General features: G+C 51.6%; 23 protein-coding genes and 1 other annotated feature. Of the genes, 16 read left to right on the top strand and 7 right to left on the bottom strand.

The window, feature by feature from the left end; all coding sequences use genetic code 11:
- Window positions 1-126 precede the first annotated feature (126 nt).
- Window positions 127-2,064: a murein transglycosylase gene (sltY, locus tag KXD89_RS18750; protein WP_000409451.1), complete on the top strand. Its 1,938-nt coding sequence runs from the start codon at window positions 127-129 to the stop codon at window positions 2,062-2,064.
- An 89-nt stretch (window positions 2,065-2,153) separates the two neighbouring features.
- Complete coding sequence (gene trpR / locus KXD89_RS18745; protein WP_000068679.1) at window positions 2,154-2,480, top strand: trp operon repressor; 327 nt, start codon at window positions 2,154-2,156, stop codon at window positions 2,478-2,480.
- 146 nt (window positions 2,481-2,626) lie between these two features.
- Here the strand turns inward: trpR and yjjX are convergent, their stop codons facing one another.
- Entirely contained in the window at window positions 2,627-3,139 is a 513-nt protein-coding gene (gene yjjX, locus KXD89_RS18740) for an inosine/xanthosine triphosphatase (protein ID WP_001338221.1), read from the bottom strand.
- 51 nt (window positions 3,140-3,190) lie between these two features.
- Here yjjX and gpmB point away from each other — a divergent pair, with 51 nt between their 5' ends.
- Window positions 3,191-3,838 carry a 2,3-diphosphoglycerate-dependent phosphoglycerate mutase GpmB gene (gpmB, locus tag KXD89_RS18735; RefSeq protein WP_000942344.1) on the top strand — a complete coding sequence of 216 codons (648 nt, stop codon included), beginning with the start codon at window positions 3,191-3,193 and terminating at the stop codon, window positions 3,836-3,838.
- On the opposite strand, the gene robA is transcribed toward gpmB, so the two are convergent.
- On the bottom strand, window positions 3,835-4,704 hold the full coding sequence (gene robA, locus KXD89_RS18730) for an MDR efflux pump AcrAB transcriptional activator RobA (RefSeq protein ID WP_000371666.1): 870 nt from the start codon (window positions 4,702-4,704) through the stop codon (window positions 3,835-3,837). The genes gpmB and robA overlap by 4 nt on opposite strands.
- Before the next feature lie 210 nt (window positions 4,705-4,914).
- On the opposite strand from robA, the gene creA reads away from it, so the two are divergent.
- Genes creA through creD form a run of 4 tightly spaced genes read left to right on the top strand, consistent with a single transcriptional unit; the run spans window position 4,915 to window position 8,924 of the window.
- On the top strand, window positions 4,915-5,388 hold the full coding sequence (gene creA / locus KXD89_RS18725) for a protein CreA (protein WP_000875487.1): 474 nt from the start codon (window positions 4,915-4,917) through the stop codon (window positions 5,386-5,388).
- A gap of 12 nt (window positions 5,389-5,400) precedes the next feature.
- On the top strand, window positions 5,401-6,090 hold the full coding sequence (creB, locus tag KXD89_RS18720; RefSeq protein WP_001188654.1) for a two-component system response regulator CreB: 690 nt from the start codon (window positions 5,401-5,403) through the stop codon (window positions 6,088-6,090).
- Window positions 6,090-7,514, top strand: coding sequence for a two-component system sensor histidine kinase CreC (creC, locus tag KXD89_RS18715; RefSeq protein ID WP_001219559.1), 1,425 nt, complete (start codon window positions 6,090-6,092; stop codon window positions 7,512-7,514). Before creB ends, creC begins: the two co-directional genes overlap by 1 nt.
- Window positions 7,515-7,571: 57 nt before the next feature.
- Window positions 7,572-8,924 (top strand): cell envelope integrity protein CreD, encoded by a 1,353-nt coding sequence (gene creD / locus KXD89_RS18710; protein WP_000920294.1) that lies wholly within the window; start codon window positions 7,572-7,574, stop codon window positions 8,922-8,924.
- A 59-nt stretch (window positions 8,925-8,983) separates the two neighbouring features.
- On the opposite strand, the gene arcA is transcribed toward creD, so the two are convergent.
- Window positions 8,984-9,700, bottom strand: a complete 717-nt coding sequence (gene arcA, locus KXD89_RS18705; RefSeq protein ID WP_001194358.1) for a two-component system response regulator ArcA — start codon at window positions 9,698-9,700, stop codon at window positions 8,984-8,986.
- Between the two features lie 95 nt (window positions 9,701-9,795).
- Between arcA and yjjY the strand changes: the two genes are divergently transcribed.
- From yjjY to KXD89_RS18670, 7 genes are all read left to right on the top strand, one after another.
- Window positions 9,796-9,936 (top strand): protein YjjY, encoded by a 141-nt coding sequence (yjjY, locus tag KXD89_RS18700; protein WP_001303782.1) that lies wholly within the window; start codon window positions 9,796-9,798, stop codon window positions 9,934-9,936.
- Between the two features lie 399 nt (window positions 9,937-10,335).
- The gene (locus KXD89_RS18695; protein WP_001223132.1) at window positions 10,336-11,022 is read left to right on the top strand and encodes a tRNA/rRNA methyltransferase; all 687 of its coding nucleotides are present in this window, start codon (window positions 10,336-10,338) and stop codon (window positions 11,020-11,022) included.
- Window positions 11,023-11,235: 213 nt separating this feature from the next.
- A complete protein-coding gene (gene thrL, locus KXD89_RS18690; RefSeq protein ID WP_001386572.1) occupies window positions 11,236-11,301 on the top strand; it encodes a thr operon leader peptide in 66 nt (21 codons plus the stop codon).
- Window positions 11,237-11,356: a sequence feature (Thr leader region), on the top strand. It overlaps the preceding gene by 65 nt.
- 26 nt (window positions 11,357-11,382) lie before the next feature.
- A complete protein-coding gene (gene thrA / locus KXD89_RS18685; RefSeq protein WP_001264707.1) occupies window positions 11,383-13,845 on the top strand; it encodes a bifunctional aspartate kinase/homoserine dehydrogenase I in 2,463 nt (820 codons plus the stop codon).
- 1 nt (window position 13,846) lies between these two features.
- On the top strand, window positions 13,847-14,779 hold the full coding sequence (thrB, locus tag KXD89_RS18680; protein ID WP_219319340.1) for a homoserine kinase: 933 nt from the start codon (window positions 13,847-13,849) through the stop codon (window positions 14,777-14,779).
- Window positions 14,780-16,066, top strand: coding sequence for a threonine synthase (gene thrC / locus KXD89_RS18675; RefSeq protein ID WP_000781074.1), 1,287 nt, complete (start codon window positions 14,780-14,782; stop codon window positions 16,064-16,066).
- Between the two features lie 213 nt (window positions 16,067-16,279).
- A complete protein-coding gene (locus tag KXD89_RS18670; RefSeq protein WP_000738719.1) occupies window positions 16,280-16,576 on the top strand; it encodes a DUF2502 domain-containing protein in 297 nt (98 codons plus the stop codon).
- 152 nt (window positions 16,577-16,728) lie between these two features.
- Here KXD89_RS18670 and yaaA read toward each other — a convergent pair whose 3' ends face one another.
- A complete protein-coding gene (gene yaaA / locus KXD89_RS18665) occupies window positions 16,729-17,505 on the bottom strand; it encodes a peroxide stress protein YaaA (protein WP_000906197.1) in 777 nt (258 codons plus the stop codon).
- A gap of 69 nt (window positions 17,506-17,574) precedes the next feature.
- Complete coding sequence (locus tag KXD89_RS18660) at window positions 17,575-19,005, bottom strand: sodium:alanine symporter family protein (RefSeq protein ID WP_001112606.1); 1,431 nt, start codon at window positions 19,003-19,005, stop codon at window positions 17,575-17,577.
- Window positions 19,006-19,283: 278 nt separating this feature from the next.
- Here KXD89_RS18660 and tal point away from each other — a divergent pair, with 278 nt between their 5' ends.
- A complete protein-coding gene (tal, locus tag KXD89_RS18655; protein ID WP_000130185.1) occupies window positions 19,284-20,237 on the top strand; it encodes a transaldolase in 954 nt (317 codons plus the stop codon).
- A 114-nt stretch (window positions 20,238-20,351) separates the two neighbouring features.
- Window positions 20,352-20,939, top strand: a complete 588-nt coding sequence (gene mog / locus KXD89_RS18650; protein ID WP_001295414.1) for a molybdopterin adenylyltransferase — start codon at window positions 20,352-20,354, stop codon at window positions 20,937-20,939.
- A gap of 34 nt (window positions 20,940-20,973) precedes the next feature.
- On the opposite strand, the gene satP is transcribed toward mog, so the two are convergent.
- Together satP and msyB are read right to left on the bottom strand one after the other, a co-directional pair.
- Window positions 20,974-21,540 carry an acetate uptake transporter gene (satP, locus tag KXD89_RS18645; RefSeq protein ID WP_000528538.1) on the bottom strand — a complete coding sequence of 189 codons (567 nt, stop codon included), beginning with the start codon at window positions 21,538-21,540 and terminating at the stop codon, window positions 20,974-20,976.
- Between the two features lie 148 nt (window positions 21,541-21,688).
- Window positions 21,689-22,402, bottom strand: coding sequence for an acidic protein MsyB (msyB, locus tag KXD89_RS18640; protein WP_001102367.1), 714 nt, complete (start codon window positions 22,400-22,402; stop codon window positions 21,689-21,691).
- Between the last annotated feature and the right edge of the window lie 18 nt (window positions 22,403-22,420).

Here is a 22,420-nt window from a genome sequence, read left to right as displayed (position 1 = left end):
CGATCACCCTCGCAGTAAAAGTAAAAAAGTGTCCGTAACGTGGCGTAAACGGCAATGACTGGTTAGCATAAATCTATTACGCGGCATGACGCTGCATTGATGTATTTACACTTAGAGGATGCGCTTGTGGAAAAAGCCAAACAAGTTACCTGGCGGCTGTTGGCTGCCGGTGTCTGTCTGCTGACGGTCAGCAGCGTGGCGCGAGCCGACTCACTGGATGAGCAGCGTAGTCGTTACGCGCAAATCAAGCAGGCCTGGGATAATCGACAAATGGATGTGGTCGAACAAATGATGCCTGGACTGAAGGATTATCCGCTTTATCCCTACCTGGAATACCGCCAGATCACCGATGATCTGATGAATCAACCGGCGGTGACGGTCACTAACTTTGTTCGCGCTAACCCCACGCTTCCTCCCGCTCGCACGCTGCAATCTCGTTTCGTCAATGAACTGGCGCGGCGTGAAGACTGGCGTGGCTTGTTAGCCTTTAGCCCGGAAAAGCCCGGAACTACCGAAGCGCAATGTAATTACTACTATGCGAAATGGAACACCGGGCAGAGTGAAGAAGCCTGGCAAGGGGCGAAAGAGCTGTGGCTAACCGGCAAGAGCCAGCCTAACGCCTGTGACAAGTTATTTAGCGTCTGGCGTGCGTCAGGTAAACAAGATCCGCTGGCGTATTTAGAGCGTATCCGTCTGGCGATGAAAGCGGGTAACACAGGCCTGGTAACAGTGCTGGCAGGGCAGATGCCTGCCGATTACCAGACTATCGCCTCGGCAATCATTTCACTGGCGAACAACCCTAATACGGTACTGACCTTCGCGCGTACAACTGGCGCGACCGATTTTACCCGTCAAATGGCGGCGGTGGCGTTTGCCAGTGTGGCGCGGCAGGATGCTGAGAATGCACGGCTGATGATCCCATCGCTTGCCCAGGCGCAGCAGCTTAATGAAGATCAGATTCAGGAGCTGCGCGATATCGTCGCCTGGCGTTTGATGGGCAACGATGTCACCGACGAGCAGGCGAAATGGCGCGATGACGCCATTATGCGCTCGCAATCTACTTCGCTTATTGAACGCCGTGTACGAATGGCGCTTGGCACCGGCGATCGTCGCGGCCTGAATACCTGGCTGGCGCGTCTGCCTATGGAAGCGAAAGAGAAAGATGAATGGCGTTACTGGCAGGCGGATTTATTGCTGGAACGCGGACGTGAAGCTGAAGCAAAAGAGATTTTGCATCAACTCATGCAACAGCGTGGTTTCTACCCGATGGTTGCAGCACAACGCATCGGCGAAGAGTATGAGCTGAAGATTGATAAAGCGCCGCAGAATGTTGACAGCGCCCTGACTCAGGGGCCGGAGATGGCGCGCGTGCGCGAGTTGATGTACTGGAATCTCGATAATACCGCGCGTAGCGAGTGGGCCAATCTGGTGAAGAGCAAGTCAAAAACAGAGCAGGCTCAACTGGCGCGGTATGCTTTCAACAACCAATGGTGGGATCTTAGCGTTCAGGCAACGATCGCCGGGAAGCTGTGGGATCATCTGGAAGAGCGATTCCCGCTGGCTTACAACGATCTTTTCAAACGCTACACCAGCGGTAAGGAGATCCCGCAAAGCTATGCGATGGCGATTGCTCGTCAGGAGAGCGCCTGGAATCCGAAAGTGAAATCACCGGTAGGGGCCAGCGGCTTGATGCAGATTATGCCTGGTACAGCGACCCATACGGTGAAGATGTTCTCTATTCCCGGTTATAGCAGTCCTGGGCAATTGCTGGATCCGGAAACGAATATCAACATTGGCACCAGTTACCTGCAATATGTTTATCAGCAGTTTGGCAATAATCGTATTTTCTCCTCAGCAGCTTATAACGCCGGACCAGGGCGGGTGCGAACCTGGCTTGGCAACAGCGCCGGGCGTATCGACGCAGTGGCATTTGTCGAGAGTATTCCATTCTCCGAGACGCGCGGTTATGTGAAGAACGTGCTGGCTTATGACGCTTACTACCGCTATTTCATGGGGGATAAACCGACGTTGATGAGCGCCACGGAATGGGGACGTCGTTACTGATCCGCACGTTTATGATATGCTATCGTACTCTTTAGCGAGTACAACCGGGGGAGGCATTTTGCTTCCCCCGCTAACAATGGCGACATATTATGGCCCAACAATCACCCTATTCAGCAGCGATGGCAGAACAGCGTCACCAGGAGTGGTTACGTTTTGTCGACCTGCTTAAGAATGCCTACCAAAACGATCTCCATTTACCGTTGTTAAACCTGATGCTGACGCCAGATGAGCGCGAAGCGTTGGGGACTCGCGTGCGTATTGTCGAAGAGCTGTTGCGCGGCGAAATGAGCCAGCGTGAGTTAAAAAATGAACTCGGCGCAGGCATCGCGACGATTACGCGTGGATCTAACAGCCTGAAAGCCGCGCCCGTCGAGCTGCGCCAGTGGCTGGAAGAGGTGTTGCTGAAAAGCGATTGATTTTGTAGGCCTGATAAGACGTGGCGCATCAGGCATCGTGCACCGAATGCCGGATGCGGCGTGAACGCCTTATCCGTCCTACAAATACCCGTAATTTCAATATGTTTGGTAGGCATGATAAGACGCGGCAGCGTCGCATCAGGCGCTTAATACACGGCATTATGAAACGGACTCAGCGCCAGGATCACCGCCTGGTGATAGACGCTGGCGCGAGTGAGTTTCCCGGCGGTAAACACGCCGATCGCCCCTTCCTTACGACCAATCTCATCAATACCGGTATAACGCGACATCACGGGACCAAGCGCCTCACCTTCACGCACTTTTTCCAGAATCACCGCAGGCAACGGCAAAGTAGCCGAACGCGCCTCGCCGCGCTGGCTGGCGTTTTCAATCACCACCCAACTGAAAGTGCTGTCACCATCGATGCCAGCTTCAATCGCCACCCAAAAATCAGCCTCTGGAAGTAAACGGCGGGCATTGGCTACCCGATTTCGTGCGCCAGCGCGCGTTTCCTCACTGCCAAAGGGCTGTTCCGGTACACCGCTCTCGACGGCAACGGATGCAATATGGCAGGATCCTTCGCCGAAGATCTCGTGAAATGCCTGCAGAATGGCCTGAATTTTAGCGGGATTGGTGGTCGCACAGACAACTTGGTGCATAATCAGCATTACTCAGAAAATTAACGTTACAGCAGTATACGGAAAAAAAGCATGTTACAGGTATACCTAGTCCGCCACGGTGAAACGCAGTGGAACGCCGAGCGACGTATTCAGGGCCAGTCTGACAGCCCGCTGACCGCCAAAGGTGAGCAACAGGCGATGCAGGTGGCAACCCGTGCCAAAGAGCTTGGCATTACGCATATCATCAGTAGCGATTTAGGACGCACCCGGCGTACGGCGGAAATCATCGCCCAGGCCTGCGGCTGTGACATCATCTTTGATTCTCGCCTGCGTGAATTAAACATGGGTGTGCTGGAAAAAAGACATATCGATTCTCTGACCGAAGAAGAAGAGAACTGGCGTCGGCAGCTGGTCAATGGCACCGTTGACGGGCGTATTCCTGAAGGCGAGTCAATGCAGGAGCTCAGCGATCGCGTCAATGCGGCACTGGAATCTTGCCGGGACTTACCGCAGGGAAGCCGACCGCTGCTGGTGAGTCATGGTATTGCACTGGGATGCCTGGTGAGTACGATTCTCGGATTACCAGCATGGGCAGAGCGCCGCTTACGTCTGCGTAACTGTTCTATTTCGCGCGTGGATTATCAGGAAAGCCTGTGGCTGGCGTCTGGCTGGGTCGTTGAAACCGCAGGGGACATCTCGCATCTGGACGCCCCTGCATTAGATGAGCTGCAGCGTTAACGACGGATCGGAATCAGCAGTTCACAGCGTAGATTAATTGGGCGATCTCCCGCTTTGGCATCTTCTGCCGGGTAGTATCGCTCAATATCCTGACCTTTACGGCGCGTCAGGTTGAGCATTGGCATGCACGTTCCGTATACCGTCAGGATAAACTCCTGCACGCCGGTTCCCAGACCTTCATAGGTAAACATCACATATTCGCCGCCCTGCAGCATCACCGGATGCCCCGTCAGTACATAGCCATCTGCCTGATCCTGGGCTAACGCGGTGGTATAGAATACCTCTTGCTCGTCGTCTTTATCCTGACTCGGACGCGTTTCATTCAGGCCGTAGAGCACCGGCGGAATGGTCGGCGCGTTGCCGAGAAAATCGTGCCAGAACTGATAACGCATTTCATGGCGGAAATCAGAGATTTGCTCCAGCGAACAGGAGTAGCTCTGGGTAACACCAATCAGCGGCGTATCTTCCAGGGTGACAAATTTGTGCTCTGGCATAGTGAATTCACCCAGGCGTAGCGGCGGGCGAATACCAAAGGCGCTCCATTCAGGAGAACGGCGGTAAAGTGCAGGAGTCTGGGCAAACTGCTTCTTGAATGCGCGGGTAAATGTCTGTTGAGAGTCGAAGCGGTATTGCAGCGCGATGTCCAGAATCGGACGCGCAGTCAGGCGTAGTGCGACCGCCGATTTCGACAAACGACGAGCACGAATATACGCGCCAATAGCATGGCCAGTGACATCTTTAAACATTCTCTGTAAGTGCCACTTGGAATAACCTGCTTTCGCCGCTACATTGTCGAGCGACAGGGGCTGATCCAGATGACCTTCCAGCCAGATTAAAAGGTCGCGAATAATGCCGGCCTGATCCATAAAATATCCTCATCCTTTCAACAACGAGCACCTGACATCAGGTAATTGGATAATAGCATTTTTTGCTGTTTTAGCATTCAGTGTTTTTTTCTTAGTAGAGTATGTTTTAGGGCTTGACGGAAATAAAAGTATTGAGATTTTGTTCTTAATCAATATGTTATTTACCGTGACGAACTAATTGCTCGTGTAATAGATAAAAATGGTAACAATATGAAATACAAGCATTTGATCCTGTCTTTAAGCCTGATAATGCTGGGGCCATTGGCTCATGCAGAAGAGATTGGTTCGGTCGACACCGTATTTAAAATGATCGGCCCGGATCACAAAATTGTTGTGGAAGCCTTTGATGATCCCGATGTGAAAAATGTCACCTGTTATGTGAGCCGGGCGAAAACCGGTGGTATTAAAGGGGGATTGGGTCTGGCGGAAGATACCTCCGATGCGGCCATTTCTTGTCAGCAAGTCGGGCCGATTGAACTGTCGGATCGTATTAAAAACGGCAAAGCTCAGGGCGAGGTAGTATTCAAAAAACGCACGTCCCTGGTCTTTAAGTCGTTACAGGTCGTGCGCTTTTATGATGCCAAACGCAACGCGCTCGCTTATCTGGCTTACTCCGACAAAGTTGTAGAAGGTTCGCCGAAAAACGCGATTAGCGCGGTTCCTGTCATGCCGTGGCGGCAATAACAGAGGCGATTTATGCAACGGGAAACGGTCTGGTTAGTGGAAGATGAGCAAGGGATAGCCGACACGCTGGTCTACATGTTGCAGCAGGAAGGTTTTGCCGTCGAGGTCTTTGAGCGAGGCTTGCCGGTGCTGGATAAAGCTCGCAAGCAGGTACCCGACGTCATGATTCTCGATGTTGGTCTGCCGGATATTAGCGGCTTTGAATTGTGCCGCCAGTTACTGGCGCTCCATCCGGCGTTACCTGTACTGTTCCTGACGGCCCGAAGTGAAGAGGTCGATCGCCTGCTTGGGCTGGAAATTGGTGCTGACGACTACGTGGCTAAACCGTTTTCACCCCGCGAAGTGTGCGCCAGGGTGCGCACCTTACTGCGTCGGGTGAAGAAGTTCTCGACGCCGTCTCCCGTCATCCGTATTGGACATTTTGAATTGAATGAACCCGCGGCGCAGATCAGCTGGTTTGACACGCCATTAGCGCTGACTCGGTATGAGTTTTTATTGTTGAAGACGTTACTCAAGTCACCGGGCCGCGTCTGGTCCCGCCAGCAACTGATGGATAGCGTATGGGAAGATGCGCAGGACACCTACGATCGCACCGTCGATACCCACATTAAAACGCTGCGTGCCAAGCTGCGCGCCATCAACCCCGATCTTTCACCGATTAATACTCATCGCGGCATGGGATATAGCCTGAGGGGCCTGTAATGCGTATCGGCATGCGGTTGTTGCTGGGCTATTTTTTACTGGTGGCGGTGGCAGCCTGGTTCGTACTGGCCATTTTTGTCAAAGAAGTTAAACCGGGCGTGCGAAGAGCAACGGAGGGGACGTTGATCGACACCGCAACGTTGCTGGCGGAGCTGGCGCGTCCCGATTTGCTCTCTGGGGACCCAACGCATGGGCAACTGGCGCAGGCGTTTAATCAGCTACAACATCCCCCGTTTCGCGCCAATATCGGTGGCATTAACAAAGTGCGCAATGAATATCATGTCTATATGACCGATGCGCAGGGCAAAGTATTGTTCGATTCGGCAAATAAAGCCGTTGGACAGGATTATTCGCGCTGGAATGACGTCTGGCTAACGTTGCGTGGTCAGTATGGTGCGCGCAGCACGTTGCAAAATCCTGCCGATCCCGAAAGTTCTGTGATGTATGTTGCCGCACCGATTATGGACGGCTCGCGGCTTATTGGCGTTTTGAGCGTAGGCAAACCGAACGCGGCGATGGCTCCGGTCATTAAGCGTAGCGAGCGGCGAATTTTATGGGCCAGCGCCATTTTGTTGGGGATTGCACTGGTGATTGGCGCAGGCATGGTTTGGTGGATCAACCGCTCTATTGCCCGGCTCACTCGCTATGCTGATTCCGTCACTGACAATAAGCCCGTTCCTCTCCCCGATCTCGGTAGTAGCGAGTTGCGTAAACTCGCGCAGGCGCTGGAAAGTATGCGCGTGAAGCTGGAAGGGAAAAACTATATTGAGCAGTATGTTTACGCATTAACTCATGAGCTAAAAAGCCCACTGGCGGCGATTCGTGGAGCGGCGGAAATTTTACGCGAAGGTCCGCCGCCGGAAGTGGTGGCTCGTTTTACTGACAACATTCTGACGCAAAATGCGCGTATGCAGGCATTGGTAGAAACGTTACTACGCCAGGCAAGACTGGAGAATCGTCAGGAAGTCGTTCTGACTGCTGTTGATGTGGCGGCATTATTCCGCCGCGTCAGCGAAGCGCGCACCGTGCAGTTGGCAGAAAAAAAAATCACTCTGCATGTTACGCCCACCGAGGTTAACGTTGCTGCTGAACCGGCGTTACTGGAGCAGGCGCTGGGAAATTTACTGGATAACGCCATCGATTTTACCCCCGAGAGCGGTTGCATCACGCTAAGCGCCGAAGTGGATCAGGAACACGTCACGCTTAAGGTGCTGGATACCGGTAGTGGTATTCCTGACTACGCGCTTTCACGTATTTTTGAACGCTTTTACTCTTTGCCTCGTGCAAATGGGCAAAAAAGCAGCGGTCTGGGGTTGGCGTTCGTCAGTGAGGTCGCCCGTTTGTTTAACGGCGAAGTCACGCTGCGCAACGTGCAGGAAGGTGGCGTGCTGGCCTCGCTTCGACTTCACCGTCACTTCACATAGCTTCAAATTCTTCCCACATAGTCTTCGTATCCTGCTGCCATTGCAAAGGAGAAGACTATGTTGAAATCCCCCCTGTTCTGGAAAATGACTAGCCTGTTTGGTGCAGTATTGCTGTTGTTAATTCCGATAATGCTGATTCGGCAGGTGATTGTCGAACGTGCTGATTACCGTAGCGATGTGGAAGATGCGATTCGCCAAAGTACCAGCGGGCCGCAAAAACTCGTTGGGCCGCTCATCGCTATTCCTGTGACCGAGCTTTATACGGTGCAGGAAGAGGATAAAACCGTGGAGCGGAAACGAAGTTTTATCCATTTTTGGTTACCTGAGTCATTGATGGTTGATGGCAATCAGAACGTGGAAGAACGCAAGATAGGGATTTATACCGGTCAGGTCTGGCACAGTGATTTAACGTTAAAAGCCGATTTCGATGTTTCGCGTCTTAGCGAACTCAACGCGCCAAATATCACCTTAGGCAAGCCATTTATTGTGATTAGCGTCGGGGATGCGCGTGGTATTGGTGTGGTGAAAGCGCCTGAAGTTAACGGAACGGCGCTGACCATTGAACCCGGCACCGGGTTAGAGCAAGGCGGGCAGGGCGTGCATATCCCTTTACCTGAAGGGGACTGGCGGAAGCAGAACCTGAAGCTGAATATGGCCCTGAATTTAAGCGGTACCGGCGATCTTTCTGTGGTGCCTGGCGGGCGTAATAGCGAAATGACCTTAACCAGCAACTGGCCGCATCCCAGTTTTTTAGGTGATTTTCTACCAGCCAAACGGGAAGTTAGCGAGTCAGGTTTTCAGGCGCACTGGCAAAGCAGCTGGTTTGCTAATAATCTCGGTGAGCGTTTTGCTTCAGGCAATGATACCGGCTGGGAAAACTTCCCGGCGTTTAGCGTCGCAGTAACGACGCCAGCCGATCAATACCAATTAACTGACCGGGCGACTAAGTACGCCATTCTGCTGATTGCACTGACTTTTATGGCGTTCTTTGTTTTTGAAACGCTCACCGCGCAACGTTTACACCCAATGCAATATTTGCTGGTGGGGCTTTCATTGGTGATGTTTTATTTGCTCTTGCTGGCGCTTTCTGAACATACCGGTTTTACCGTGGCATGGATAATCGCCAGTCTGATTGGGGCGATAATGAACGGTATTTATTTGCAAGCGGTATTGAAAGGTTGGTGCAACAGCATGTTGTTTACCCTCGCGCTGTTGTTGCTGGATGGTGTGATGTGGGGACTGCTCAACTCTGCCGATAGCGCGCTGTTGTTGGGAACCAGTGTGCTGGTGGTGGCGCTGGCCGGCATGATGTTTGTGACCCGTAATATCGACTGGTATGCGTTTTCACTGCCGAAAATGAAAGCCAGTAAAGAAGTTACAACGGACGATGAGTTACGTATCTGGAAATAAGGTTGAAAAATAAAAACGGCGCTAAAAAGCGCCGTTTTTTTTGACGGTGGTAAAGCCGATTAATCTTCCAGATCACCGCAGAAGCGATAACCTTCACCGTGAATGGTGGCGATGATTTCCGGCGTATCCGGCGTAGATTCGAAATGTTTACGAATACGGCGGATCGTCACGTCTACAGTACGGTCGTGCGGTTTCAGCTCACGGCCGGTCATTTTCTTCAGCAGTTCAGCACGGGACTGAATTTTGCCTGGGTTTTCACAGAAGTGAAGCATGGCGCGGAACTCGCTGCGCGGCAGCTTGTACTGCTCGCCATCAGGGCCGATCAACGAACGGCTGTTGATGTCCAGTTCCCAACCATTGAACTTGTAGCTTTCAACGCTACGACGTTCTTCGCTGACAGTACCCAGATTCATGGTACGGGACAGTAGGTTGCGTGCACGAATCGTCAGTTCACGCGGGTTGAACGGTTTGGTGATGTAGTCATCTGCACCGATTTCGAGGCCGAGAATTTTATCGACTTCGTTGTCACGGCCAGTCAGGAACATCAACGCAACATTCGCCTGCTCGCGCAGTTCACGCGCTAACAGAAGACCGTTCTTACCCGGCAGATTGATATCCATGATCACCAGGTTGATGTCATATTCAGAGAGGATCTGATGCATTTCCGCGCCATCTGTCGCTTCGAAAACATCATAGCCTTCCGCTTCGAAAATACTTTTCAACGTGTTGCGTGTTACCAACTCGTCTTCAACGATAAGAATGTGCGGGGTCTGCATGTTTGCTACCTAAATTGCCAACTAAATCGAAACAGGAAGTACAAAAGTCCCTGACCTGCCTGATGCATGCTGCAAATTAACATGATCGGCGTAACATGACTAAAGTACGTAATTGCGTTCTTGATGCACTTTCCATCAACGTCAACAACATCATTAGCTTGGTCGTGGGTACTTTCCCTCAGGACCCGACAGTGTCAAAAACGGCTGTCATCCTAACCATTTTAACAGCAACATAACAGGCTAAGAGGGGCCGGACACCCAATAAAACTACGCTTCGTTGACATATATCAAGTTCAATTGTAGCACGTTAACAGTTTGATGAAATCATCGTATCTAAATGCTAGCTTTCGTCACATTATTTTAATAATCCAACTAGTTGCATCATACAACTAATAAACGTGGTGAATCCAATTGTCGAGATTTATTTTTTATAAAATTATCCTAAGTAAACAGAAGGATATGTAGCATTTTTTAACAACTCAACCGTTAGTACAGTCAGGAAATAGTTTAGCCTTTTTTAAGCTAAGTAAAGGGCTTTTTCTGCGACTTACGTTAAGAATTTGTAAATTCGCACCGCGTAATAAGTTGACAGTGATCACCCGGTTCGCGGTTATTTGATCAAGAAGAGTGGCAATATGCGTATAACGATTATTCTGGTCGCACCCGCCAGAGCAGAAAATATTGGGGCAGCGGCGCGGGCAATGAAAACGATGGGGTTTAGCGATCTGCGGATTGTCGATAGTCAGGCACACCTGGAGCCAGCCACCCGCTGGGTCGCACATGGATCTGGTGATATTATTGATAATATTAAAGTTTTCCCGACATTGGCTGAATCGTTACACGATGTCGATTTCACTGTCGCCACCACTGCGCGCAGTCGGGCGAAATATCATTACTACGCCACGCCAGTTGAACTGGTGCCGCTGTTAGAGGAAAAATCTTCATGGATGAGCCATGCCGCGCTGGTGTTTGGTCGCGAAGATTCCGGGTTGACTAACGAAGAGTTAGCGTTGGCTGACGTTCTTACTGGTGTGCCGATGGTGGCGGATTATCCTTCGCTCAATCTGGGGCAGGCGGTGATGGTCTATTGCTATCAATTAGCAACATTAATACAACAACCGGCGAAAAGTGATGCAACGGCAGACCAACATCAACTGCAAGCTTTACGCGAACGAGCCATGACATTGCTGACGACTCTGGCAGTGGCAGATGACATAAAACTGGTCGACTGGTTACAACAACGCCTGGGGCTTTTAGAGCAACGAGACACGGCAATGTTGCACCGTTTGCTGCATGATATTGAAAAAAATATCACCAAATAAAAAACGCCTTAGTAAGTATTTTTCAGCTTTTCATTCTGACTGCAACGGGCAATATGTCTCTGTGTGGATTAAAAAAAGAGTGTCTGATAGCAGCTTCTGAACTGGTTACCTGCCGTGAGTAAATTAAAATTTTATTGACTTAGGTCACTAAATACTTTAACCAATATAGGCATAGCGCACAGACAGATAAAAATTACAGAGTACACAACATCCATGAAACGCATTAGCACCACCATTACCACCACCATCACCATTACCACAGGTAACGGTGCGGGCTGACGCGTACAGGAAACACAGAAAAAAGCCCGCACCTGACAGTGCGGGCTTTTTTTTTCGACCAAAGGTAACGAGGTAACAACCATGCGAGTGTTGAAGTTCGGCGGTACATCAGTGGCAAATGCAGAACGTTTTCTGCGTGTTGCCGATATTCTGGAAAGCAATGCCAGGCAGGGGCAGGTGGCCACCGTCCTCTCTGCCCCCGCCAAAATCACCAACCACCTGGTGGCGATGATTGAAAAAACCATTAGCGGCCAGGATGCTTTACCCAATATCAGCGATGCCGAACGTATTTTTGCCGAACTTTTGACGGGACTCGCCGCCGCCCAGCCGGGGTTCCCGCTGGCGCAATTGAAAACTTTCGTCGATCAGGAATTTGCCCAAATAAAACATGTCCTGCATGGCATTAGTTTGTTGGGGCAGTGCCCGGATAGCATCAACGCTGCGCTGATTTGCCGTGGCGAGAAAATGTCGATCGCCATTATGGCCGGCGTATTAGAAGCGCGCGGTCACAACGTTACTGTTATCGATCCGGTCGAAAAACTGCTGGCAGTGGGGCATTACCTCGAATCTACCGTCGATATTGCTGAGTCCACCCGCCGTATTGCGGCAAGCCGCATTCCGGCTGATCACATGGTGCTGATGGCAGGTTTCACCGCCGGTAATGAAAAAGGCGAACTGGTGGTGCTTGGACGCAACGGTTCCGACTACTCTGCTGCGGTGCTGGCTGCCTGTTTACGCGCCGATTGTTGCGAGATTTGGACGGACGTTGACGGGGTCTATACCTGCGACCCGCGTCAGGTGCCCGATGCGAGGTTGTTGAAGTCGATGTCCTACCAGGAAGCGATGGAGCTTTCCTACTTCGGCGCTAAAGTTCTTCACCCCCGCACCATTACCCCCATCGCCCAGTTCCAGATCCCTTGCCTGATTAAAAATACCGGAAATCCTCAAGCACCAGGTACGCTCATTGGTGCCAGCCGTGATGAAGACGAATTACCGGTCAAGGGCATTTCCAATCTGAATAACATGGCAATGTTCAGCGTTTCTGGTCCGGGGATGAAAGGGATGGTCGGCATGGCGGCGCGCGTCTTTGCAGCGATGTCACGCGCCCGTATTTCCGTGGTGCTGATTACGCAATCATCTTCCGAATACAGCATCAGTTTCTGCGTTCCACAAAGCGACTGTGTGCGAGCTGAACGGGCAATGCAGGAAGAGTTCTACCTGGAACTGAAAGAAGGCTTACTGGAGCCGCTGGCAGTGACGGAACGGCTGGCCATTATCTCGGTGGTAGGTGATGGTATGCGCACCTTGCGTGGGATCTCGGCGAAATTCTTTGCCGCACTGGCCCGCGCCAATATCAACATTGTCGCCATTGCTCAGGGATCTTCTGAACGCTCAATCTCTGTCGTGGTAAATAACGATGATGCGACCACTGGCGTGCGCGTTACTCATCAGATGCTGTTCAATACCGATCAGGTTATCGAAGTGTTTGTGATTGGCGTCGGTGGCGTTGGCGGTGCGCTGCTGGAGCAACTGAAGCGTCAGCAAAGCTGGCTGAAGAATAAACATATCGACTTACGTGTCTGCGGTGTTGCCAACTCGAAGGCTCTGCTCACCAATGTACATGGCCTTAATCTGGAAAACTGGCAGGAAGAACTGGCGCAAGCCAAAGAGCCGTTTAATCTCGGGCGCTTAATTCGCCTCGTGAAAGAATATCATCTGCTGAACCCGGTCATTGTTGACTGCACTTCCAGCCAGGCAGTGGCGGATCAATATGCCGACTTCCTGCGCGAAGGTTTCCACGTTGTCACGCCGAACAAAAAGGCCAACACCTCGTCGATGGATTACTACCATCAGTTGCGTTATGCGGCGGAAAAATCGCGGCGTAAATTCCTCTATGACACCAACGTTGGGGCTGGATTACCGGTTATTGAGAACCTGCAAAATCTGCTCAATGCAGGTGATGAATTGATGAAGTTCTCCGGCATTCTTTCTGGTTCGCTTTCTTATATCTTCGGCAAGTTAGACGAAGGCATGAGTTTCTCCGAGGCGACCACGCTGGCGCGGGAAATGGGTTATACCGAACCGGACCCGCGAGATGATCTTTCTGGTATGGATGTGGCGCGTAAACTATTGATTCTCGCTCGTGAAACGGGACGTGAACTGGAGCTGGCGGATATTGAAATTGAACCTGTGCTGCCCGCAGAGTTTAACGCCGAGGGTGATGTTGCCGCTTTTATGGCGAATCTGTCACAACTCGACGATCTCTTTGCCGCGCGCGTGGCGAAGGCCCGTGATGAAGGAAAAGTTTTGCGCTATGTTGGCAATATTGATGAAGATGGCGTCTGCCGCGTGAAGATTGCCGAAGTGGATGGTAATGATCCGCTGTTCAAAGTGAAAAATGGCGAAAACGCCCTGGCCTTCTATAGCCACTATTATCAGCCGCTGCCGTTGGTACTGCGCGGATATGGTGCGGGCAATGACGTTACAGCTGCCGGTGTCTTTGCTGATCTGCTACGTACCCTCTCATGGAAGTTAGGAGTCTGACATGGTTAAAGTTTATGCCCCGGCTTCCAGTGCCAATATGAGCGTCGGGTTTGATGTGCTCGGGGCGGCGGTGACACCTGTTGATGGTGCATTGCTCGGAGATGTAGTCACGGTTGAGGCGGCAGAGACATTCAGTCTCAACAACCTCGGACGCTTTGCCGATAAGCTGCCGTCAGAACCACGGGAAAATATCGTTTATCAGTGCTGGGAGCGTTTTTGCCAGGAACTGGGTAAGCAAATTCCAGTGGCGATGACCCTGGAAAAGAATATGCCGATCGGTTCGAGCTTAGGCTCCAGTGCCTGTTCGGTGGTCGCGGCGCTGATGGCGATGAATGAACACTGCGGCAAGCCGCTTAATGACACTCGTTTGCTGGCTTTGATGGGCGAGCTGGAAGGCCGTATCTCCGGCAGCATTCATTACGACAACGTGGCACCGTGTTTTCTCGGTGGTATGCAGTTGATGATCGAAGAAAACGACATCATCAGCCAGCAAGTGCCAGGGTTTGATGAGTGGCTGTGGGTGCTGGCGTATCCGGGGATTAAAGTCTCGACGGCAGAAGCCAGGGCTATTTTACCGGCGCAGTATCGCCGCCAGGATTGCATTGCGCACGGGCGACATCTGGCAGGCTTCATTCACGCCTGCTATTCCCGTCAGCCTGAGCTTGCCGCGAAGCTGATGAAAGATGTTATCGCTGAACCCTACCGTGAACGGTTACTGCCAGGCTTCCGGCAGGCGCGGCAGGCGGTCGCGGAAATCGGCGCGGTAGCGAGCGGTATCTCCGGCTCCGGCCCGACCTTGTTCGCTCTGTGTGACAAGCCGGAAACCGCCCAGCGCGTTGCCGACTGGTTGGGTAAGAACTACCTGCAAAATCAGGAAGGTTTTGTTCATATTTGCCGGCTGGATACGGCGGGCGCACGAGTACTGGAAAACTAAATGAAACTCTACAATCTGAAAGATCACAACGAGCAGGTCAGCTTTGCGCAAGCCGTAACCCAGGGGTTGGGCAAAAATCAGGGGCTGTTTTTTCCGCACGACCTGCCGGAATTCAGCCTGACTGAAATTGATGAGATGCTGAAGCTGGATTTTGTCACCCGCAGTGCGAAGATCCTCTCGGCGTTTATTGGTGATGAAATCCCACAGGAAATCCTGGAAGAGCGCGTGCGCGCGGCGTTTGCCTTCCCGGCTCCGGTCGCCAATGTTGAAAGCGATGTCGGTTGTCTGGAATTGTTCCACGGGCCAACGCTGGCATTTAAAGATTTCGGCGGTCGCTTTATGGCACAAATGCTGACCCATATTGCGGGTGATAAGCCAGTGACCATTCTGACCGCGACCTCCGGTGATACCGGAGCGGCAGTGGCTCATGCTTTCTACGGTTTACCGAATGTGAAAGTGGTTATCCTCTATCCACGAGGCAAAATCAGTCCACTGCAAGAAAAACTGTTCTGTACATTGGGCGGCAATATCGAAACTGTTGCCATCGACGGCGATTTCGATGCCTGTCAGGCGCTGGTGAAGCAGGCGTTTGATGATGAAGAACTGAAAGTGGCGCTAGGGTTAAACTCGGCTAACTCGATTAACATCAGCCGTTTGCTGGCGCAGATTTGCTACTACTTTGAAGCTGTTGCGCAGCTGCCGCAGGAGACGCGCAACCAGCTGGTTGTCTCGGTGCCAAGCGGAAACTTCGGCGATTTGACGGCGGGTCTGCTGGCGAAGTCACTCGGTCTGCCGGTGAAACGTTTTATTGCTGCGACCAACGTGAACGATACCGTGCCACGTTTCCTGCACGACGGTCAGTGGTCACCCAAAGCGACTCAGGCGACGTTATCCAACGCGATGGACGTGAGTCAGCCGAACAACTGGCCGCGTGTGGAAGAGTTGTTCCGCCGCAAAATCTGGCAACTGAAAGAGCTGGGTTATGCAGCCGTGGATGATGAAACCACGCAACAGACAATGCGTGAGTTAAAAGAACTGGGCTACACTTCGGAGCCGCACGCTGCCGTAGCTTATCGTGCGCTGCGTGATCAGTTGAATCCAGGCGAATATGGCTTGTTCCTCGGCACCGCGCATCCGGCGAAATTTAAAGAGAGCGTGGAAGCGATTCTCGGTGAAACGTTGGATCTGCCAAAAGAGCTGGCAGAACGTGCTGATTTACCCTTGCTTTCACATAATCTGCCCGCCGATTTTGCTGCGTTGCGTAAATTGATGATGAATCATCAGTAAAATCTATTCATTATCTCAATCAGGCCGGGTTTGCTTTTATGCAGCCCGGCTTTTTTATGAAGAAATTATGGAGAAAAATGACAGGGAAAAAGGAGAAATTCTCAATAAATGCGGTAACTTAGAGATTAGGATTGCGGAGAATAACAACCGCCGTTCTCATCGAGTAATCTCCGGATATCGACCCATAACGGGCAATGATAAAAGGAGTAACCTGTGAAAAAGATGCAATCTATCGTACTCGCACTTTCCCTGGTTCTGGTCGCTCCCATGGCAGCACAGGCTGCGGAAATTACGTTAGTCCCGTCAGTAAAATTACAGATAGGCGATCGTGATAATCGTGGCTATTACTGGGATGGAGGTCACTGGCGCGACCACGGCTGGTGGAAACAACATTATGAATGGCGAGGCAATCGCTGGCACCTACACGGACCGCCGCCACCGCCGCGCCACCATAAGAAAGCTCCTCATGATCATCACGGCGGTCATGGTCCAGGCAAACATCACCGCTAAATGACAAATGCCGGGTAACAATCCGGCATTCAGCGCCTGATGCGACGCTGGCGCGTCTTATCAGGCCTACGTTAATTCTGCAATATATTGAATCTGCATGCTTTTGTAGGCAGGATAAGGCGTTCACGCCGCATCCGGCATTGACTGCAAACTTAACGCTGCTCGTAGCGTTTAAACACCAGTTCGCCATTGCTGGAGGAATCTTCATCAAAGAAGTAACCTTCGCTATTAAAACCAGTCAGTTGCTCTGGTTTGGTCAGCCGATTTTCAATAATGAAACGACTCATCAGACCGCGTGCTTTCTTAGCGTAGAAGCTGATGATCTTAAATTTGCCGTTCTTCTCATCGAGGAACACCGGCTTGATAATCTCGGCATTCAATTTCTTCGGCTTCACCGATTTAAAATACTCATCTGACGCCAGATTAATCACCACATTATCGCCTTGTGCTGCGAGCGCCTCGTTCAGCTTGTTGGTGATGATATCTCCCCAGAATTGATACAGATCTTTCCCTCGGGCATTCTCAAGACGGATCCCCATTTCCAGACGATAAGGCTGCATTAAATCGAGCGGGCGGAGTACGCCATACAAGCCGGAAAGCATTCGCAAATGCTGTTGGGCAAAATCGAAATCGTCTTCGCTGAAGGTTTCGGCCTGCAAGCCGGTGTAGACATCACCTTTAAACGCCAGAATCGCCTGGCGGGCATTCGCCGGCGTGAAATCTGGCTGCCAGTCATGAAAGCGAGCGGCGTTGATACCCGCCAGTTTGTCGCTGATGCGCATCAGCGTGCTAATCTGCGGAGGCGTCAGTTTCCGCGCCTCATGGATCAACTGCTGGGAATTGTCTAACAGCTCCGGCAGCGTATAGCGCGTGGTGGTCAACGGGCTTTGGTAATCAAGCGTTTTCGCAGGTGAAATAAGAATCAGCATATCCAGTCCTTGCAGGAAATTTATGCCGACTTTAGCAAAAAATGAGAATGAGTTGATCGATAGTTGTGATTACTCCTGCGAAACATCATCCCACGCGTCCGGAGAAAGCTGGCGACCGATATCCGGATAACGCAATGGATCAAACACCGGGCGCACGCCGAGTTTACGCTGGCGTAGATAATCACTGGCAATGGTATGAACCACAGGCGAGAGCAGTAAAATGGCGGTCAAATTGGTAATAGCCATGCAGGCCATTATGATATCTGCCAGTTGCCACATCAGCGGAAGGCTTAGCAAGGTGCCGCCGATGACCGTTGCGAAGGTGCAGATCCGCAAACACCAGATCGCTTTAGGGTTGTTCAGGCGTAAAAAGAAGAGATTGTTTTCGGCATAAATGTAGTTGGCAACGATGGAGCTGAAGGCAAACAGAATAACCACAAGGGTAACAAACTCAGCACCCCAGGAACCCATTAGCACCCGCATCGCCTTCTGGATAAGCTGAATACCTTCCAGCGGCATGTAGGTTGTGCCGTTACCCGCCAGTAATATCAGCATGGCGCTTGCCGTACAGATGACCAGGGTGTCGATAAAAATGCCAATCATCTGGACAATCCCTTGCGCTGCCGGATGCGGAGGCCAGGACGCCGCTGCCGCTGCCGCGTTTGGCGTCGAACCCATTCCCGCCTCATTGGAAAACATACTGCGCTGAAAACCGTTAGTAATCGCCTGGCTTAAGGTATATCCCGCCGCGCCGCCTGCCGCTTCCTGCCAGCCAAAAGCACTCTCAAAAATAGACCAAATGACGTGGGGAAGTTGCCCGATATTCATTACGCAAATTACCAGGCTGGTCAGTACCCAGATTATCGCCATCAACGGGACAAAGCCCTGCATGAGCCGGGCGACGCCATGAAGACCGCGAGTGATTGCCAGCAGAGTAAAGACAGCGAGAATAATGCCTGTCACCAGCGGGGGAAAATCAAAAGAAAAACTCAGGGCGCGGGCAACGGCGTTCGCTTGAACTCCGCTGAAAATTATGCCATAGGCGATGAGCAAAAAGACGGCGAACAGAACGCCCATCCAGCGCATCCCCAGCCCGCGCGCCATATACCATGCCGGTCCGCCACGAAACTGCCCATTGACGTCACGTTCTTTATAAAGTTGTGCCAGAGAACATTCGGCAAACGAGGTCGCCATGCCGATAAACGCGGCAACCCACATCCAAAAGACGGCTCCAGGTCCACCGGCGGTAATAGCCAGCGCAACGCCGGCCAGGTTGCCGCTACCCACGCGCGCCGCAAGACTGGTACACAATGACTGAAATGAGGTTAAACCGCCTGGCTGTGGATGAATGCTATTTTTAAGACTTTTGCCAAACTGGCGGATGTAGCGAAACTGCACAAATCCGGTGCGAAAAGTGAACCAACAACCTGCGCCGAAGAGCAGGTAAATCATTACCGATCCCCAAAGGACGCTGTTAATGAAGGAGAAAAAATCTGGCATGCATATCCCTCTTATTGCCGGTCGCGATGACTTTCCTGTGTAAACGTTACCAATTGTTTAAGAAGTATATACGCTACGAGGTACTTGATAACTTCTGCGTAGCATACATGAGGTTTTGTATAAAAATGGCGGGCGATATCAACGCAGTGTCAGAAATCCGAAACAGTCTCGCCTGGCGATAACCGTCTTGTCGGCGGTTGCGCTGACGTTGCGTCGTGATATCATCAGGGCAGACCGGTTACATCCCCCTAACAAGCTGTTTAAAGAGAAATACTATCATGACGGACAAATTGACCTCCCTTCGTCAGTACACCACCGTAGTGGCCGACACTGGGGACATCGCGGCAATGAAGCTGTATCAACCGCAGGATGCCACAACCAACCCTTCTCTCATTCTTAACGCAGCGCAGATTCCGGAATACCGTAAGTTGATTGATGATGCTGTCGCCTGGGCGAAACAGCAGAGCAACGATCGCGCGCAGCAGATCGTGGACGCGACCGACAAACTGGCAGTAAATATTGGTCTGGAAATCCTGAAACTGGTTCCGGGCCGTATCTCAACTGAAGTTGATGCGCGTCTTTCCTATGACACCGAAGCGTCAATTGCGAAAGCAAAACGCCTGATCAAACTCTACAACGATGCTGGTATTAGCAACGATCGTATTCTGATCAAACTGGCTTCTACCTGGCAGGGTATCCGTGCTGCAGAACAGCTGGAAAAAGAAGGCATCAACTGTAACCTGACCCTGCTGTTCTCCTTCGCTCAGGCTCGTGCTTGTGCGGAAGCGGGCGTGTTCCTGATCTCGCCGTTTGTTGGCCGTATTCTTGACTGGTACAAAGCGAATACCGATAAGAAAGAGTACGCTCCGGCAGAAGATCCGGGCGTGGTTTCTGTATCTGAAATCTACCAGTACTACAAAGAGCACGGTTATGAAACCGTGGTTATGGGCGCAAGCTTCCGTAACATCGGCGAAATTCTGGAACTGGCAGGCTGCGACCGTCTGACCATCGCACCGGCACTGCTGAAAGAGCTGGCGGAGAGCGAAGGGGCTATCGAACGTAAACTGTCTTACACCGGCGAAGTGAAAGCGCGTCCGGCGCGTATCACTGAGTCCGAGTTCCTGTGGCAGCACAACCAGGATCCAATGGCAGTAGATAAACTGGCGGAAGGTATCCGTAAGTTTGCTATTGACCAGGAAAAACTGGAAAAAATGATCGGCGATCTGCTGTAATCATTCTTAGCGTGACCGGGAAGTCGGTCACGCTACCTCTTCTGAAGCCTGTCTGTCACTCCCTTCGCAGTGTATCATTCTGTTTAACGAGACTGTTTAAACGGAAAAATCTTGATGAATACTTTACGTATTGGCTTAGTTTCCATCTCTGATCGCGCATCCAGCGGCGTTTATCAGGATAAAGGCATCCCTGCGCTGGAAGAATGGCTGACATCGGCGCTAACCACGCCGTTTGAACTGGAAACCCGCTTAATCCCCGATGAGCAGGCGATCATCGAGCAAACGTTGTGTGAGCTGGTGGATGAAATGAGTTGCCATCTGGTGCTCACCACGGGCGGAACTGGCCCGGCGCGTCGTGACGTAACGCCCGATGCGACGCTGGCAGTAGCGGACCGCGAGATGCCTGGCTTTGGTGAACAGATGCGCCAGATCAGCCTGCATTTTGTACCAACTGCGATCCTTTCGCGTCAGGTGGGCGTGATTCGCAAACAGGCGCTGATCCTTAACTTACCCGGTCAGCCGAAGTCTATTAAAGAGACGCTGGAAGGTGTGAAGGACGCTGAGGGTAACGTTGTGGTACACGGTATTTTTGCCAGCGTACCGTACTGCATTCAGTTGCTGGAAGGGCCATACGTTGAAACGGCACCGGAAGTGGTTGCAGCATTCAGACCGAAGAGTGCAAGACGCGACGTTAGCGAATAAAAAAATCCCCCCGAGCGGGGGGATCTCAAAACAATTAGTGGGATTCACCAATCGGCAGAACGGTGCGACCAAACTGCTCGTTCAGTACTTCACCCATCGCCAGATAGATTGCGCTGGCACCGCAGATCAGCCCAATCCAGCCGGCAAAGTGGATGATTGCGGCGTTACCGGCAATGTTACCGATCGCCAGCAGGGCAAACAGCACGGTCAGGCTAAAGAAAACGAATTGCAGAACGCGTGCGCCTTTCAGCGTGCCGAAGAACATAAACAGCGTAAATACGCCCCACAGACCCAGGTAGACACCAAGGAACTGTGCATTTGGCGCATCGGTCAGACCCAGTTTCGGCATCAGCAGAATCGCAACCAGCGTCAGCCAGAAAGAACCGTAAGAGGTGAATGCGGTTAAACCGAAAGTGTTGCCTTTTTTGTACTCCAGCAGACCAGCAAAAATTTGCGCGATGCCGCCGTAGAAAATGCCCATGGCAAGAATAATACCGTCCAGAGCGAAATAACCCACGTTGTGCAGGTTAAGCAGAATGGTGGTCATGCCGAAGCCCATCAGGCCCAGCGGTGCCGGATTAGCCAACTTAGTGTTGCCCATAATTCCTCAAAAATCATCATCGAATGAATGGTGAAATAATTTCCCTGAATAACTGTAGTGTTTTCAGGGCGCGGCATAATAATCAGCCAGTGGGGCAGTGTCTACGATCTTTTGAGGGGAAAATGAAAATTTTCCCCGGTTTCCGGTATCAGACCTGAGTGGCGCTAACCATCCGGCGCAGGCAGGCGATTTGCAGTACGGCTGGAATCGTCACGCGATAGGCGCTGCCGCTGACCGCTTTAACCCCATTTAGTGCCGCACCTACAGGGCCTCCCAGCCCCGCGCCGCGCAGCAAACCATGCCCAAGTACGCTCATTGCTGCGTGGGTGCGTAAAATGCGGGTCAGTTGGCTGGAAAGCAAATGCGACACACCTTTTGCCAATAATTTGTCTTTCATCAGCAGCGGCAGCAGCTCTTCCAGCTCATTCACCCTGGCATCGACCGCGTGCAGAAACTCCTGCTTATGTTCCTCGTCCATTTTCTTCCAGGTATTACGCAGAAATTGTTCCAGTAACTGTTGCTCAATTTCAAACGTAGACATCTCTTTGTCGGCTTTCAGCTTCAATCGCTTTGAAACATCGAGCAAAATGGCCCGATACAATTTACCGTGTCCGCGCAGTTTGTTGGCGATACTATCGCCACCAAAATGCTGTAATTCTCCGGCAATCAGCTGCCAGTTGCGGCGATGTTGCTCGGGATGCCCTTCCATCGATTTAAACAGTTCGTTGCGCATCAGTACGCTGGAGAGGCGAGTTTTGCCTTTTTCATTATGGGTGAGCAATCGGGCGAAATTTGCCAACTGTTCCTCACTACAATGCTGAAGAAAATCCAGATCTGAATCATTCAGGTAATTAACATTCATTTTTTGTGGCTTCTATAT

Source organism: Escherichia sp. TC-EC600-tetX4, from assembly GCF_019356055.1.
In the GTDB taxonomy this organism is placed as follows: domain Bacteria; phylum Pseudomonadota; class Gammaproteobacteria; order Enterobacterales; family Enterobacteriaceae.
The sequence above is the reverse complement of the archived record's forward strand: the minus strand, read 5'-3'. Positions and strand labels throughout refer to the sequence as shown.